The following is a 14453-nucleotide window of genomic DNA, read 5'->3' as shown; positions in this document are numbered from 1 at the left end:
CGTGCCGTGCGCCCTCCTGCCCGTCGCAGCGACGACTCCGACGTGATCCGGGCGCGGCTGCGGGCGTTGCTCGCCGAGGGGCAGCACGGCAGCGGCTGGGTCCCCGACACCGACGAGCCGGACGAGCTCCCCGGCGACGACGGCGACTGGTCGGCCGACGAGGACGACCGCACGACCCAGCCCGTCGAGCCGGCGCACCTCCCCGCTGGGCTGGGCCGGCACCGCGCACCCGGGCGGGCTGCCCGCCTCGACCCCGGCCGTCCCGGCGCCTGGGCGTTGTGGACGGTCGCGGTGGTGGCGGCCGTCGTGGTCGTCGGCTGGACGTGGGTCGGCCGCCCGGTCGTCGACCAGGTGCCGGCTGCCGCGGCGAGCGGCGCCCCGGCCGCGTCGGTGGCCGCACCGCCGCCCACCCCGACCGACCCCTCACCCGTGGGGGAGGACCCCGAGGGCGCGGCCACCGGCACGGTCGTGGTGTCGGTCGTCGGGCTGGTCGGCGCCCCGGGGCTGGTCACCCTGCCGGCCGGCGCTCGGGTGGCCGACGCGCTGGCGGCGGCCGGTGGGCTGCTGCCCGAGGCCGACCCGGCGTCGGTGAACGCCGCGGCGGTGGTGAGCGACGGCCAGCAGATCGCCGTCGGGGTGCCCGGGGCGGTGCTCGGCACGGGTGGCCCGGATGGGCCCGGAGCAGTCGGCGCGGTGCTCGACCTGAACACGGCCACCGTCGCGGAGCTGGACGCCCTGCCGGGGATCGGTCCCGTGCTCGCCCAGCGGATCGTCGACCACCGCTCCACCCACGGGCCGTTCACCAGCGTCAACCGGCTGGACGACGTCAGCGGCATCGGCCCGGCGATCTTCGCCGAACTCGCCGAACGGGTGCGGGTCTGACGATGCCACCGTCCGGTGCGGGACGGCCGGTCCACCGCGTGCAGACGACGGACCGGTGGTCTTGGCTCGACCTGCGCCTCGTCCCTCCTGCGCTCACCGTGTGGGTGCTGACCCTGCTGGCACCCCACCTGCCCGCCGGCCTGCTCCTCGCCCTCGCGGCGGCCTCGGCCCTGGGCGCCGCCGGCCTGCTGCTGGCCGGCCGGTCCCACGGCGCACGCCGGCAGCTCGCGGCGCGCGGGGTCGTCATCGGTTGCCTGGCCGCGGTCACCGTCACCGGAGCCACCTCGGCGGTCCGGGCCCAGGCGCGGGCGGCCGCCCCGCTGCTGGCGATCGCCGACCGCGGGTCGGTCGTCGAGGTGCTCCTGGAGCTGACCGACGACCCCCGGCCGGTGGCCGGCGCCGGAGCAGCCCGGGTGCTGGTCCACGGCATCGCCTCACTGCCCGGGGACGAGACGGGCGGCGGCGACCCGGTGCTGCTGTTCGGCGCCGCGGAGGAGTGGGCCGGGCTGCTCCCCGGTCAGTCGGTGCGACTCCACGCCCTGGTGCGGCCGGCGGAGCCGGGGGACGACGTCGTGGCGGTCCTGTCCGCGCGCTCGCCACCGGACCCGGTGGGTGGGCCCGGCGCGGTGCAGGACGTGGCCGGGTCCCTGCGCACCGGCTTGGCCGAATCGGCTGCCCGGACCCTGCCCGACCGCGCCGCCGGGCTGCTCCCCGGCCTGGTGGTGGGGGACACCAGCGCCATGGACCCCGCGCTGGTCGAGGAGTTCCGGCGGGCTGGTCTGGCCCACCTCACCGCCGTCTCCGGGGCCAACGTGGCGATCGTGGTGGGCCTGGTGCTCTGGCCGCTGCGGGCCCGGGCCGTCGACCGGCGGTGGCAGGCGCTGGCCGCGGCGCTGGCGATCGCCGGGTTCGTCGTCCTCGCCCGCCCGGGGGCCAGCGTGCTGCGGGCTGCGGCCATGGGCGCGGTGGCGGTGCTGGCGCTCGCCTCCGGCCGGGTCCGTGCCGCGGTGCCGGCGCTGGCGGTCACCGTGCTGGTGCTGCTGCTCCTCTCACCCGGGCTGGCCGGCGACGTCGGGTTCGCCCTGTCGGTCGCTGCCACGGCGGCGATCGTGCTGCTGGCCCCGGGGTGGTCCCGGGCGCTCCGCCGGCACCGTGCTCCCCGGCCCGTGGCCGACGCCGTGGCGGTCAGCGCGGCCGCCGGCCTGGCCACCGCACCGCTGGTGGCCGGTCTCGCCGGGCTGGTCAGCCTGGTGTCCCTGCCGGCCAACCTGCTGGCGGCGCCCGCGGTGCCACCGGCGACCGTGCTGGGCGTGCTGGCCGCCCTGGTGTCGCCCGCAGCGCCCTGGCTGGCCGACGTGCTCACCTGGCTGGCCGGCTGGCCGGTGCGCTGGCTGGTCGTCGTCGCCGAGCGCGCCGCGGCGGTGCCCGACGGCACCACCGGCTGGCCGGCCGGCACCCGGGGTGCGGTCCTGCTGGCCGTTCTCCTCGCCGTCGTGGTCTGGGCGCTGTGGCGGTGGCCCCGGCTGCGTCCGCTGGCGGTGGCCGCCCTGGTGGGGGTCGTGCTGGTCGGCTGGCCGTTGCGCCAGGCCGGCCGGGGGTGGCCGCTGCCGGACACGGTCGTGGTGGCCTGCGACGTCGGGCAGGGGGATGCGCTCGTGCTGCCGACCGGTCCGGACGAGGCGGTGCTGGTCGACGCCGGGCCGGATCCCGTCCTCGTCGACGGCTGCCTGCGCCGGCTGGGCGTCGACCGCCTGCCGCTGGTCCTCCTCTCGCACCTGGACGCCGACCACGTGGGCGGGCTGGCCGGTGCGCTGGCCGGGCGGGACGTCGGGGAGGTGGCGACCGGGGCGTTGACGCCGGACGACGAACGGGTGCCGCGGCTGGACCGGGCGGTGGCCGAGGCCGGTGCGCGGCACGTCGTCCTGCGGCCGGGGGACCGGCGCACGGTGGGGAGCGCCGGCTTCGAGGTGCTCGCACCCGATCCGGCCGAGGCGGTCGCCGGGGCCGAGCCCAACGACCTCAGCCTCGTCGTGCGGGCCACCCAGCGGGGCCTGCGGGTGCTGCTCACCGGCGACCTCGGCGCGGGAGCAGAGGCACGCCTGGTCGCGGCCGGCCTCGACCTGGGCGCCGATGTGTTCAAGGTGCCGCACCACGGCAGCGCCGACGCCGATCCCGGCTTCCTCGCTGCCAGCGGGGCGGCCGTCGCGCTGATCTCGGTGGGCGCCGACAACAGCTACGGCCACCCGACCCGACGGCTGCTGGACTGGCTGGCCGACGCGGGGATGCGCACCTACCGCACCGACCGGGACGGCGACGTCGCCGTGGTCGGCCGGGCGGGAGAGTGGGGAGTGGCGGTGCGGGGACCGGACGCCGTGCTGCGCGCCGGTGCCGATGCCCAGCCACCGGAGGCGGGCACGCCGAAGGGGAGCACGTCGGGAGCGCGGCGGGCGGGTGCGGTCGCGACCCGGTCGGCGACCCGGTCCTGTCGGCGCCCCGTGGCAGCATGGGCACGTGGCAACCGCAGCACCTCCGGCACCGACCTCCCGGCTCCGGGTCGTGGTGGGCGAGGAGGAGCTGCTGCGCGCCCGAGCCGTCTCCGCGGTGCGCGCGGCGGTCCGCGAGCGCCACCCCGACAGCGAGGAGCACGAGCTCCCCGCAGCCGGCCTGGCGGTCGGCCAGCTGGCCGACGTGCTGGCCCCCTCCCTGTTCGGTGGGCACCGGCTGGTCGTCGTCACCGGGGTGCAGGAGTCCGCGGCGGCGCTGGCCGACTCCCTGGTGAGCTACACCAAGGAGCCCGACCCGGAGCTCACGCTGGTCGTCGTCCACTCCGGCGGGAAGCGGAACGAGGCGCTGCTGAAGGCGTTCAAGGCAGCCGGGGCGGCGGTCGACGAGTGCCCGAAGATCAGCTCTGCGGGGGAGCGGGTCGCCTTCGTGCGCAACGAGGTGCGGTTCGCCGGCGGCAAGATCACCCCCGATGCGGTGACCGCGTTGCTGGACGCGGTGGGCAACGACCTCCGCGGGCTGTCTGCGGCCGCCAGCCAGCTCGTGTCGGACTTCGGCGGGGTCATCGACGCCGACGCCGTCGCCCGGTTCCACCGAGGCCAGGCCGAGGTCACCGGGTTCACCGTCGCCGAGCGGGTGCTGGTCGGGGACATGGCCGGCTCGGTGGAGATGTTGCGGTGGGCGCTGGATCGCGGGGTGGCCCACGTGCTGATCGCCGATGCGCTCGCCGACGGGGTGCGCACCGCCGCTCGGGTCGCCTCGCTGAACACGACGAACATCGGTGAGCTGGCCCGCCAGCTCAAGCTGCCGCCGTGGAAGGTGAAGAAGGCGCAGGCGCAGGCGCGGGGCTGGAGCATCGACGCGCTGCAGCAGGCGATCGGGGTGGCGGCCGACCTCAACGCCGACGTGAAGGGTGCCGCCGCCAGCGCGGACTACGCGCTGGAGCGCGCGATCCGCCGGATGGTGGAGATCCGCGCGGCCGCGGCCGGCGGTCGGGCTCGCGCCCTCCGCTGACGGCCCGAGCGGGTCACCGGCCCGCCAGCTCGGTGGCCCCGATGGACGGCCACAGACGCGACGAGCCCCCTCCCGCGCAGGGAGGGGGCTCGTCGCGGAGCGGTGCGCAGCTCAGAGGCTGGCGACCTTCTTGGCCAGCGCCGACTTGCGGTTCGCAGCCTGGTTCTTGTGGATGACGCCCTTGCTGGCGGCCTTGTCCAGGGCCTTCGAGGCGGTCGCGAGGGCGGCCTCGGCCGCTGCCTTGTCCCCGGCGTCGGCGGCCGTGCGGAAACGCCGCACCTGCGTCTTCAGGGCGGACCGCACAGCGACGTTGCGCTGACGAGCGATCTCGTTGGTCTTGATCCGCTTGATCTGGGACTTGATGTTCGCCACGCGTGAGCCTCGGATGTGTCGCAGGGAGGTGTACTTCTGACAGTGCGTCCACGGCACAACGAAGCGCAGCGCGGACCGGCTTGCAAAGATACCAGCACGCCGCCCCGCACCCCAACCGGTGCAGCTCCGACCGGGCTCGGCAGAGCCGCGCTCGACGTCGTCGCCGGGCAATCGTCCTGTCCGGGCGGAGTCCGTGGGACGATGGGCGCACTGTGACGACTCCTGCATCCACCGATCCCGCCCGGATCCGGAACTTCTGCATCATCGCCCACATCGACCACGGCAAGTCGACGCTGGCAGACCGCATGCTCGAGGTGACCGGGCTCGTCGAGGGCCGCAACATGCGCGCCCAGTATCTCGACCGGATGGACATCGAGCGCGAACGCGGCATCACCATCAAGGCGCAGAACGTCCGCCTGCCCTGGACGCCCCGCAGCGGCGACGACACGAGCACCGAGTTCGTGCTCGACATGATCGACACCCCGGGCCACGTCGACTTCACCTACGAGGTGTCCCGGTCGCTGGCCGCCTGCGAGGGCGCCGTCCTGCTGGTCGACGCCGCCCAGGGCATCGAGGCGCAGACGCTGGCCAACCTGTACCTGGCGCTGGAGAACGACCTCGCGATCATCCCGGTGCTCAACAAGATCGACCTGCCCGCGGCGCAGCCGGAGAAGTACGCCGCCGAGATCGCCCACATCATCGGCTGCGACCCCGACGACGTCCTGCGGGTCAGCGGCAAGACCGGCCAGGGTGTGCCGGAGCTGCTCGACCGGATCGTGCAGGAGGTCCCGGCGCCGACCGGTGCCGACTCGGGCCCTGCCCGGGCGATGATCTTCGACTCGGTCTACGACATCTACCGCGGCGTCATCACCTACGTCCGGGTCGTCGACGGTCGGATCTCCGCCCGCGACAAGATCAAGATGATGTCGACCGGCGCCACGCACGAGCTGCTGGAGATCGGCGTCATCTCCCCGGAGCCCAAGCAGGTGGACAGCCTGGGCGTCGGCGAGGTCGGCTACTTCATCACCGGGGTGAAGGACGTCCGCCAGTCCCGCGTCGGTGACACCGTCACCCTCCAGCACAAGCCGGCCGCCGAGTCGATCGGCGGCTACCGCGACCCCAAGCCGATGGTCTACTCCGGCCTCTACCCGATCGACGGCAGCGACTACCCGCTGCTGCGCGAGGCGCTGGACAAGCTGCTGCTCAACGACGCCGCGCTGACCTACGAGCCGGAGACGTCGGCGGCCCTGGGCTTCGGGTTCCGGGTCGGCTTCCTCGGCCTGCTGCACCTGGAGATCGTCCGCGAGCGGCTGGAGCGCGAGGCCGGCATCAGCCTGATCTCCACCGCGCCCAACGTGGTCTACCGGGTGATCATGGAGGACGGCTCCGAGGTCACCGTGACCAACCCGAGCGACTGGCCCAGCGGCAAGATCGGCACGATCTACGAGCCGATCGTCAAGGCCACCGTCATCGCGCCCAGCGACTACACCGGCGTGATCATGGAGCTCTGCCAGGGGCGCCGCGGTCAGCTGGGCGGGATGGACTACCTGTCCGAGTCGCGGGTCGAGCTGCGGTACACCCTGCCGCTCGGCGAGATCATCTTCGACTTCTTCGACGCGCTGAAGTCCCGCACCCGCGGCTACGCGAGCCTGGACTACGCCGAGGCCGGCGAGCAGGAGTCGAAGCTGGTGAAGGTCGACATCCTGCTGCAGGGCGAGGCCGTCGACGCGTTCTCCGCGATCGTGCACACCGACAAGGCGTACAGCTACGGGGTGCTGATGGCCGGGAAGCTGCGCGAACTCATCCCGCGCCAGCAGTTCGAGGTGCCGATCCAGGCCGCCGTCGGCTCCCGGGTGATCGCCCGCGAGACGGTCCGCGCCATCCGCAAGGACGTGCTGGCCAAGTGCTACGGCGGTGACATCACCCGCAAGCGCAAGCTGCTGGAGAAGCAGAAGGAGGGCAAGAAGCGGATGAAGATGGTCGGCCGCGTCGAGGTCCCCCAGGAGGCCTTCGTGGCCGCGCTCTCCACCAACGAGTCCACCGCCAGCAAGCCCAAGTGAGCGGGCGGGTCAGCGCGGTCTGCGTCTCGGGTGCCGACCTGCTGCCGCTGCCGGACAAGCGCCCCAACCGCTCCGGCATCCGGAAGTCGCCGGTCGAGGGCCGGGTCGCCGTCCACCGCCTCGGGCTGGAGGGCGACGTCCAGGTCAACAGGAAGCACCACGGCGGTGAGGGCCAGGCGGTCTACGCCTACGCCCAGGAGGACGCCGACTGGTGGGTGGCCGAGCTGGACCGGGACCTGCCGCCCGGCCGCTTCGGCGAGAACCTGCGGACCGTCGGCCTCGACCTGGTCAACGCCGTCATCGGTGAGCAGTGGCGGGCCGGGACGGCGCTGTTCCAGGTGACCGCCTGGCGAACCCCGTGCGCCAACTTCGCCCGCTACTGGGGGGTTCCGGACCTGGTGAAGCGTTTCTCCGCCCGCGGTGCCACCGGCGCCTACCTGCGGGTGCTGGAGACCGGCGAGGTGGGTGCCGGCGACGCCGTCACGATCGTCTCCCGCCCCGACCACGGCGTCACTGTGGCGAGCGCGTTCCGGATCGTGATGACCGAGAAGTCCCGGCTGCCCGAGCTGACGCCGGTGCTGCCGTTCCTCGCGGAGAAGGACCGGCCGGTGCTCGCCGCCAGGATCGAGCGGGTCGCCGGCCGGGCCTGACCGCTCAGACCGTGAAGACGATCTTCCCGGCGGTGCGGCCCTCGAGCATCCGCGCGAAGCCGTCCCGGGCCTGGGACAGCGGCAGCTCGACGTCGATCTGCGGCCGGACCCCGGTGATCCGGCACATCTGGATCAGGTCGTCGAGCTCGTCCCGGGTGCCCATCGTCGAGCCGATCACCGACAGCTGGGTGAAGAAGACCCGGTTCAGCTCGGCGCCGGGGTTGAAGCCTGTGGTCGCCCCGCAGGTCACCACCACGCCACCGGGCTTGAGCGACTTGATGCTGTGCGACCAGGTGGCCTCGCCGACGGTCTCCATCACGCCGTCCACCCGCTCGGGGAGCCGGGCGCCGGTCTCGAACGCCTGGTCCGCGCCGAGCGCGAGCGCCGCCGTCCGCTTCTCCTCGCTGCGGCCGGTGACCCAGACCCGGTAGCCGGCCGCGCTGCCGAGCTTGATCAGCGCTGTGGCCACCCCGCCGCTGGCCCCCTGCACCAGGACCGTCGACCCGGGGCGCAGCCCGGAGCGGACGAAGAGCATCCGGTAGGCCGTCAGCCAGGCGGTGGGCAGGCAGGCGGCCTCGGCGAAGGAGAGCTCGGCCGGCTTGGGGACGACGTTGCGCCGCGGCACGACGACCTGCTCGGCGAGCGTCCCCTGGTGCACCTCCGACAGCAGCGAGCGCTTCGGGTCCATCGTCTCGTCACCGGTCCAGCCGGGGGAGGTGAGGACCGCGTGCACGACCACCTCGTTGCCGTCGGCGTCGATCCCCGCCGCGTCGCAACCCAGGATCATCGGCATCCGCTCGGCGGGCAGGCCGACCCCGCGCAGGCTGAACAGGTCGTGGTGGTTCAGCGAGGCGGCCTTCACCTGGACCGTCGTCCAGCCCTCGGGGGCCTCCGGTTCTGGCCGGTCACCGACCTCGAGCACGGAGAGCGGGTCCTCAGGGGCGGGGGTGGACACGAAGGCAGCGAGCATGAGCGGACGCTAACCGAGTACCACCACCGCTGCGACGCGGGTCACTGGCTGGGCCTCAGCGGACGACGACGGCGTGCTCCTGCTGCGCCACGAACTCGCCGATCACCGGGGCGCCGGGCACCTCGCCGCCGAGCAGCAGCCCGCCGGAGGTCTGGGCGTCGGCCAGCAGCAGCGCCTCGTCCTCGCTGATCGCGGACAGGTCGGCGTGCGGGCGCACCCAGTCCAGGTTCCGCCGGGTGCCGCCGGAGACCCAGCCGTCGGCCAACGCCTGCCGGGCCCCGGCCAGGTAGGGGACGGCGGCGGCGTCGACCACCGCGGTGACCCCGCTGGCCCGGGCCATCTTGTAGAGGTGGCCGAGCAGGCCGAAGCCGGTGACGTCGGTGCCCGCCCGGATCCCGGCGGCGAGTGCGGCGACCGAGGCCTCGGCGTTGAGCGCGGTCATCGAGGCGACCGCCTCCGCGGACACCTCGCCGGTGTTCTTGTGCCGGCTGTTGAGCACGCCCACGCCCAGCGGCTTGGTCAGCGACAGCGCCGTCCCGGGGACGGCGGCGTCGTTGCGGATCAACCGGTCGAGGTCCACCAGGCCGGTGACCGCCATCCCGTACTTGGGCTCGGGGTCGTCGATGGAGTGCCCGCCGCCGACGTGGCAGCCGGCCTCGTGCGCGACCTCGAGCCCGCCGCGCAGCACCTCGGCGGCCAGCTCGGCCGGCAGCACGTCCCGCGGCCAGCCCAGCAGGTTCACCGCCATGACGGGGGTGCCGCCCATCGCGTAGACGTCGGAGAGCGCGTTGGCCGCGGCGATCCGGCCGAAGGTGTACGCGTCGTCGACCACGGGCGTGAAGAAGTCGGTGGTGAGGACCAGCCCCTGGCCGCCGGGGATCCGCACCACGGCGGCGTCGTCACCGTCGTCGAGGCCGACGACGAGCTCGGCCGCCGGGTCACGCGGGCCGGTGTGGGTGAGGCCGGCGACCACTGCCTCGAGCTCACCGGGCGGGATCTTGCAGGCGCACCCGCCGCCGTGCGCGTACTGGGTCAGCCGGACGGGCGGTGCGGTGGTGGTCACGTCGAACCAATCTAGATGGACCGCCGGACGGCCGGCCGAACTCGATGCGGCGTCGGCGCCGACAGCGGGGGAGTGCCTCGTCCGGTTGTCCCCGGGGGGTGGCGGGCTGTGGCAGTCTCCCGGAGACCAGGGCGGCGAGGCCGGGGAGACCCCCGACCTGCCGGGGCAGGCGCCGGAGAGCCTGGTAGCAACGGGAGGAGCGCCGGACGTGGCCGCCACACTGCACGACGTGGCCCGCCTTGCAGGGGTCTCCTTCAAGACGGTGTCGAACGTGGTGAACGACTACCCGCACGTCCGCCCCAGCACCCGGCAGCGTGTGCAGGAGGCCATCGCGCAGCTGGGGTACCAGCCGAACCTCTCCGCACGCAGCCTCCGATCCGGCCGCAGCGACGCCATCAGCCTCGCCGTCCCGGAGCTGCGGCTGCCGTACTTCGCCGAGCTGGCCGACGAGGTGATCCGGGCAGCCGAGCGCCGGGGCCTGGTCGTGCTCATCGAGCAGACCAACCGGGACCGCAAGCGGGAGCTCGACCTGCTCGGCAGCGCCCGGCTGCGGATGGTCGACGGGCTCCTGTTCAGCCCGCTGGGGCTCACCGCCGAGGACGCCTCGATGGTCGAGATCGACACCCCGCTGGTGCTGCTCGGTGAACGCCTCTTCCACCCCGCGGTCGACCACGTGACCATGCAGAACGTCGCCGCAGCGCGCGCGGCCACCGAGCACCTCCTCGCCCGCGGTCGCCGGCGCATCGCGGTCGTCGGCTCGCACCCCGGTGAGGTGATCGGCTCGGCCGGGCTGCGCCTGCAGGGGTACCGCGCGGCGCTGGACGCGGCGGGCATCCCGTTCGACGAGCGTCTGCTGGGCCCGGCGGAGCTGTGGCACCGTCGGGAGGGGGCCGAGGCGGCGCAGGCGCTGATCGCCTCCGGGGTGGACTTCGACGCGGTGTTCGCGTTTAACGACACGCTCGCCCTGGGTGCCATGCACGCGCTGATCGCAGCCGGCCGGCGGGTCCCCGACGACGTCGCGGTGATCGGCTTCGACAACACCGACGACGGCATGTTCTCCCAGCCGACGCTCAGCACCGTCGACCCGGGGCGCCGGGAGATCGCCGAGCGGGCGGTCGAGACGGTCGTGCAGCGGATCGCCGACCGGGGCATCGCCCCGCAGCACGTGGAAGTGGGCTACTCGATCGTCCAGCGCGAGTCCAGCTGAGGCTTCGATCGCCGGTCGTCCGTTGCGGGGCGGGCCCTCGAGCCGGTCGTTCGGGCGGCCCCTCGGCGCCCCCGTCCACCACGTCGGCGTGTTCTGCAGAGCCCTCTTGACACCGGTCGTGGGATGGGCCACATTGCTCTTCACAACGTTGTAGAAGGTGCCCTACGGCACAGTCGCCAACGTGTGCGGCGCTCCGGCGCCTCTCCCGGTCACCACCCAGCGACCGGGTGAACCCGCGCGCGGCGCTGGGCGACATCCTCGCCCACTGCAGCTCGTCGCACCTCGCTCCACCGGGAGCCGGACGTGCAGCCGGCTCCAGCCACCGACGACGGCGTCCGTGGCCGTCACTCCGAGAGGGACCTCCCGTGAACAAGAAGCTCATGACCGCACTGTTCGGTGCGGGGACCGTCATGACCAGCGTCACCGCCTGTGGCGGAGGTGGGGACGGCGAGGCCGCCGCCAGCGGCGGCGGGTCCTGCAGCGTGCCGATCGTCAACGAGGAGGCGCCGGTCGTCTCCGTGTGGGCGTGGTACCCGAACATGAAGACGGTGGTGGAGAACTTCAACGACACCCACACCGACGTGCAGGTCTGCCTCACCAACGCCGGCCAGGGGGCCGACGAGTACGCCAAGTTCCAGACCGCCGTCTCGGCCGGCCGCGGCGCCCCGGACGTGATCATGCTCGAGACCGACACCATCCCGGTCTTCGCCCTGCAGGAGGCGCTGGTCGACCTGAGCGAGTACGGCGCCAGCGAGGTCGAGGGCAACTTCGGCGAGGGTGCCTGGCGCGACGTCTCCAGCGGCGACGCGGTGTACGGCATCCCGATCGACGGTGGCCCGATGGCGATGATGTACCGCCAGGACATCTTCGACCAGTACGGCATCACCCCGCCCACCACCTGGGACGAGTACCGGGCCGCGGCGGAGAAGCTGAAGGCCGCCGGTGGGCCGCTGATGGGCGACCTCCCGGCGAACGTCCCGGCCCCCACCGTGGCCCTGATGCAGCAGAACGGCGCGGAGCCGTGGACCTACGACTCGGCGAACCCGACCGAGCTGGAGATCGACCTCAACAGCCCGGAGAGCAAGGAGGTGTTGGACTACTGGGCCGGCCTGGTCGAGGACGGGCTCATCGGCACCCAGGACCAGTTCACCACCGAGTACATCTCCGGTGCGATCAACGGCGACTACGCCACCTACATCTCCGCCGCCTGGGCCCCCGGCTACCTGACCGGCGCCGGTGCGGGTGAGGGTGCGGACGCGGGCACCTGGCGCGTCGCCCCGCTGCCGCAGTGGGACCCGGCCAACCCCGTCTCGGTCAACTGGGGTGGTTCGGTCCTCGCGGTGACCAGCCAGGCGGAGAACCCGGAGCTGGCCGCCCAGGTCGCGAAGGAGCTGTACGCCGACGAGCCGTCGCTGACCGACGGGTGGACGTCGCAGACGATCTTCCCGCTGAACCAGTCGGTGCTGAACTCGCAGGAGTTCATCGACCACGAGTCGGAGTTCTTCGACGGCCAGACCGCCAACAAGGACGTCTACATCCCGGCGGCCAACGCCTACGAGGGGTCGACCTACAGCCCCTTCGGCACGACGTTCTACGCCCAGTTCACCGAGGAGATCGCCGCCATCAACGCCGGTGAGAAGACGGGCTCGGAGGCGCTGGACGACCTGCAGGCGGAGATGGAGGCCTACGCCGAGCAGCAGGGCTTCACGCTCAACTGAGCCTGCCGGCCCAGCCGGACGACTCCGTCCGGTCGCGGGGAGGGCGCACCGCCCTCCCCGCGACCGGACACCCCCACCTCCCCAGAACGAGAGCGAGACGGTGATGGCAACGCTGGACACGGCACCGCGGCCGGTGTCCCCTGCGGCAGGGGCCACGTCGGCCACCGGACGGCGGGGCACCCGCCGACGCAAGCGGCGCGGCAACGGGCTGGTCGGCTGGCTGTTCCTGGCCCCGTTCGCGGTGGTCTTCCTGCTGTTCCTGGTCGGTCCGCTGCTGTACGCCTTCTACCTCAGCCTCTTCACCAACGGGCTGGCCACCGGTGAGGAGTTCGCCGGTCTGGCGAACTACAGCCGGGCCTTCACCGACCCGGCGTTCCTGTCCGGTGTCTGGTTCGTGGTGCGCTTCGCCGTCCTGGTGATCCCGGCCCAGATGCTCGTCGCCCTGCTCGCCGCGCTGGTGCTCGACTCGCTCACCACCCGCTTCGCCAAGTTCTCGCGGCTGATGATCTTCGTCCCCTACGCGATCCCCGCCGTCATCGGCGCGGTGCTGTGGGGCTTCCTCTACAGCCCGAACTTCGGGCCGCTGGAGCAGCTGTTCGGGGAGAGCGCACCGTTCCTGCTCAGCCCGGACAACCTGTTCTACGGGCTGACGAACGTGGTGACCTGGCAGTGGGCCGGCTACTACATGATCATCATCTACGCGGCGCTGCAGGGGATCGACCCGGCCATCTACGAGGCGGCCCGGATGGACGGCGCGAAGGCCTGGCAGATCGCCACGCGGATCAAGATCCCGATGATCAGCTCGGCGCTCGTGCTCATCCTGGTGTTCGCCGTCATCGGCACCCTGCAGTTCTTCACCGAACCGCAGGTGCTGTTGCCGATCTCCAACGGGTCGATCACCACCGACATCACCCCGAACGTCTACGCCTTCAACCTGGCGTTCCGGTTCGCCCAGTTCAACTACGCCTCGGCCATCTCCTTCGCCCTGGGCATCGTGGTGTTCATCGGCGTCTACATCTTCCTCTTCCTGACCCGCAAGCGTGGGGGGTTCCTCAAGTGAGCGTCCTGTCCAGCCCCGTCCGCGCCGACGATGCGGTCCACGCCCTCCGGGAGGGCCGCCGTGCCCGACGCCCGCGTCGGCGTCGTACCGGCTCGCACCTGTTCCTCGCCTTCCTCGTCCTCTACTTCGTGCTGCCGCTGTGGTTCCTCATCGTGGCCAGCACCAAGAGCCCCGGCGGGCTGTTCAACTCGCCGAACGGCGCCCTGTGGTTCGGGGAGGAGTTCGCCCTCTTCGACAACCTCTCGACGCTGTTCACCTACAACGACGGCATCTACCTCAGGTGGCTGGGCAACTCGCTGCTCTACGCCTTCGGTGGCGGCATCGGGGCCACCGTCCTGGCCGTGCTCGCCGGGTACGCCTTCGCCAAGTTCGACTTCCCGGGCCGCCGGATCTCCTTCGCGCTGCTGCTCGGCGCGGTCATGGTCCCGATGACCGCCCTGGTCATCCCCACCTTCGTGATGCTGTCGGAGGTCGAGCTCACCAACACCGCGTGGGCGGTGATCCTGCCGTCGATGCTCAGCCCGTTCGGCGTGTACCTGATGCGGGTCTACACCGCCGACGGCGTGCCCGACGAGCTGCTGGACGCGGCTCGGATGGACGGCGCGGGGGAGTTCCGCACGTTCTTCCAGGTCGCACTGCCCCTGATGCGCCCGGCGATCGTCACGGTGCTGCTGCTGTCGGTCGTGGGCACCTGGAACAACTACTTCCTGCCCCTCGCCGTCCTGTCGGACTCCGAGCTCTTCCCGATCACCGTGGGGATCAACCTCTGGCAGGGCCTCGCCGGGGCCAACAACGGCGGCGGCGTCTCCCTCTACACGCTGATCGTCGTCGGCTCGCTGGTGTCGATCATCCCGCTGATCGCCGCCTTCCTCGGTCTGCAGCGGTACTGGCAGGGCGGCCTGTCCATCGGCAGCCTCAAGTAGCTCCCCGGCGGCCCGCCACCGGCGTCGGGCCC

General features: G+C 72.8%; 11 protein-coding genes and 1 pseudogene. 9 read left to right on the top strand and 3 right to left on the bottom strand.

Translation table 11 applies throughout. The annotated features are described in order from the left end of the window. The first annotated feature begins 6 nt into the window (after window positions 1-6). The 3 genes and pseudogenes from O2W16_RS02580 to holA all read left to right on the top strand — a co-directional run bounded on the left by O2W16_RS02580 (window position 7) and on the right by holA (window position 4398). Window positions 7-882, top strand: a complete 876-nt coding sequence (locus O2W16_RS02580; protein WP_269157230.1) for a ComEA family DNA-binding protein — start codon at window positions 7-9, stop codon at window positions 880-882. A gap of 2 nt (window positions 883-884) precedes the next feature. Further along, window positions 885-3035, top strand: a pseudogene (locus O2W16_RS02575) (ComEC/Rec2 family competence protein); the annotation flags it as partial. Between the two features lie 238 nt (window positions 3036-3273). Then, window positions 3274-4398 carry a DNA polymerase III subunit delta gene (gene holA / locus O2W16_RS21640; protein ID WP_442928899.1) on the top strand — a complete coding sequence of 375 codons (1125 nt, stop codon included), beginning with the start codon at window positions 3274-3276 and terminating at the stop codon, window positions 4396-4398. Between the two features lie 111 nt (window positions 4399-4509). Here holA and rpsT read toward each other — a convergent pair whose 3' ends face one another. Next, window positions 4510-4770 carry a 30S ribosomal protein S20 gene (gene rpsT, locus O2W16_RS02565; protein ID WP_036336679.1) on the bottom strand — a complete coding sequence of 87 codons (261 nt, stop codon included), beginning with the start codon at window positions 4768-4770 and terminating at the stop codon, window positions 4510-4512. A gap of 212 nt (window positions 4771-4982) precedes the next feature. Here rpsT and lepA point away from each other — a divergent pair, with 212 nt between their 5' ends. Both lepA and O2W16_RS02555 read left to right on the top strand, forming a co-directional pair. Continuing rightward, the gene (gene lepA, locus O2W16_RS02560; RefSeq protein ID WP_269157227.1) at window positions 4983-6830 is read left to right on the top strand and encodes a translation elongation factor 4; all 1848 of its coding nucleotides are present in this window, start codon (window positions 4983-4985) and stop codon (window positions 6828-6830) included. Beyond that, window positions 6827-7480, top strand: coding sequence for an MOSC domain-containing protein (locus O2W16_RS02555; RefSeq protein WP_269157226.1), 654 nt, complete (start codon window positions 6827-6829; stop codon window positions 7478-7480). Before lepA ends, O2W16_RS02555 begins: the two co-directional genes overlap by 4 nt. A 4-nt stretch (window positions 7481-7484) precedes the next feature. On the opposite strand, the gene O2W16_RS02550 is transcribed toward O2W16_RS02555, so the two are convergent. Both O2W16_RS02550 and selD read right to left on the bottom strand, forming a co-directional pair. Next, window positions 7485-8450 carry a zinc-binding dehydrogenase gene (locus tag O2W16_RS02550; RefSeq protein ID WP_269157225.1) on the bottom strand — a complete coding sequence of 322 codons (966 nt, stop codon included), beginning with the start codon at window positions 8448-8450 and terminating at the stop codon, window positions 7485-7487. A 55-nt stretch (window positions 8451-8505) separates the two neighbouring features. Further along, complete coding sequence (gene selD / locus O2W16_RS02545; RefSeq protein WP_269157224.1) at window positions 8506-9513, bottom strand: selenide, water dikinase SelD; 1008 nt, start codon at window positions 9511-9513, stop codon at window positions 8506-8508. Window positions 9514-9721: 208 nt separating this feature from the next. Between selD and O2W16_RS02540 the strand changes: the two genes are divergently transcribed. The 4 genes from O2W16_RS02540 (at window position 9722) to O2W16_RS02525 (ending at window position 14421) form a co-directional block, all read left to right on the top strand. After that, window positions 9722-10720, top strand: coding sequence for a LacI family DNA-binding transcriptional regulator (locus tag O2W16_RS02540; protein ID WP_269157223.1), 999 nt, complete (start codon window positions 9722-9724; stop codon window positions 10718-10720). Window positions 10721-11085: 365 nt separating this feature from the next. After that, a complete protein-coding gene (locus O2W16_RS02535; RefSeq protein WP_269157222.1) occupies window positions 11086-12438 on the top strand; it encodes an extracellular solute-binding protein in 1353 nt (450 codons plus the stop codon). A gap of 103 nt (window positions 12439-12541) precedes the next feature. Continuing rightward, window positions 12542-13498 (top strand): carbohydrate ABC transporter permease, encoded by a 957-nt coding sequence (locus O2W16_RS02530; RefSeq protein WP_269157221.1) that lies wholly within the window; start codon window positions 12542-12544, stop codon window positions 13496-13498. Continuing rightward, the gene (locus O2W16_RS02525; protein ID WP_269157220.1) at window positions 13495-14421 is read left to right on the top strand and encodes a carbohydrate ABC transporter permease; all 927 of its coding nucleotides are present in this window, start codon (window positions 13495-13497) and stop codon (window positions 14419-14421) included. Before O2W16_RS02530 ends, O2W16_RS02525 begins: the two co-directional genes overlap by 4 nt. The last annotated feature ends 32 nt before the right edge of the window (window positions 14422-14453 follow it).

The sequence above is a fragment of the Modestobacter sp. VKM Ac-2984 genome (genome assembly GCF_026967985.1).
In the GTDB taxonomy this organism is placed as follows: domain Bacteria; phylum Actinomycetota; class Actinomycetes; order Mycobacteriales; family Geodermatophilaceae; genus Modestobacter.
The sequence above is the reverse complement of the archived record's forward strand: the minus strand, read 5'-3'. Positions and strand labels throughout refer to the sequence as shown.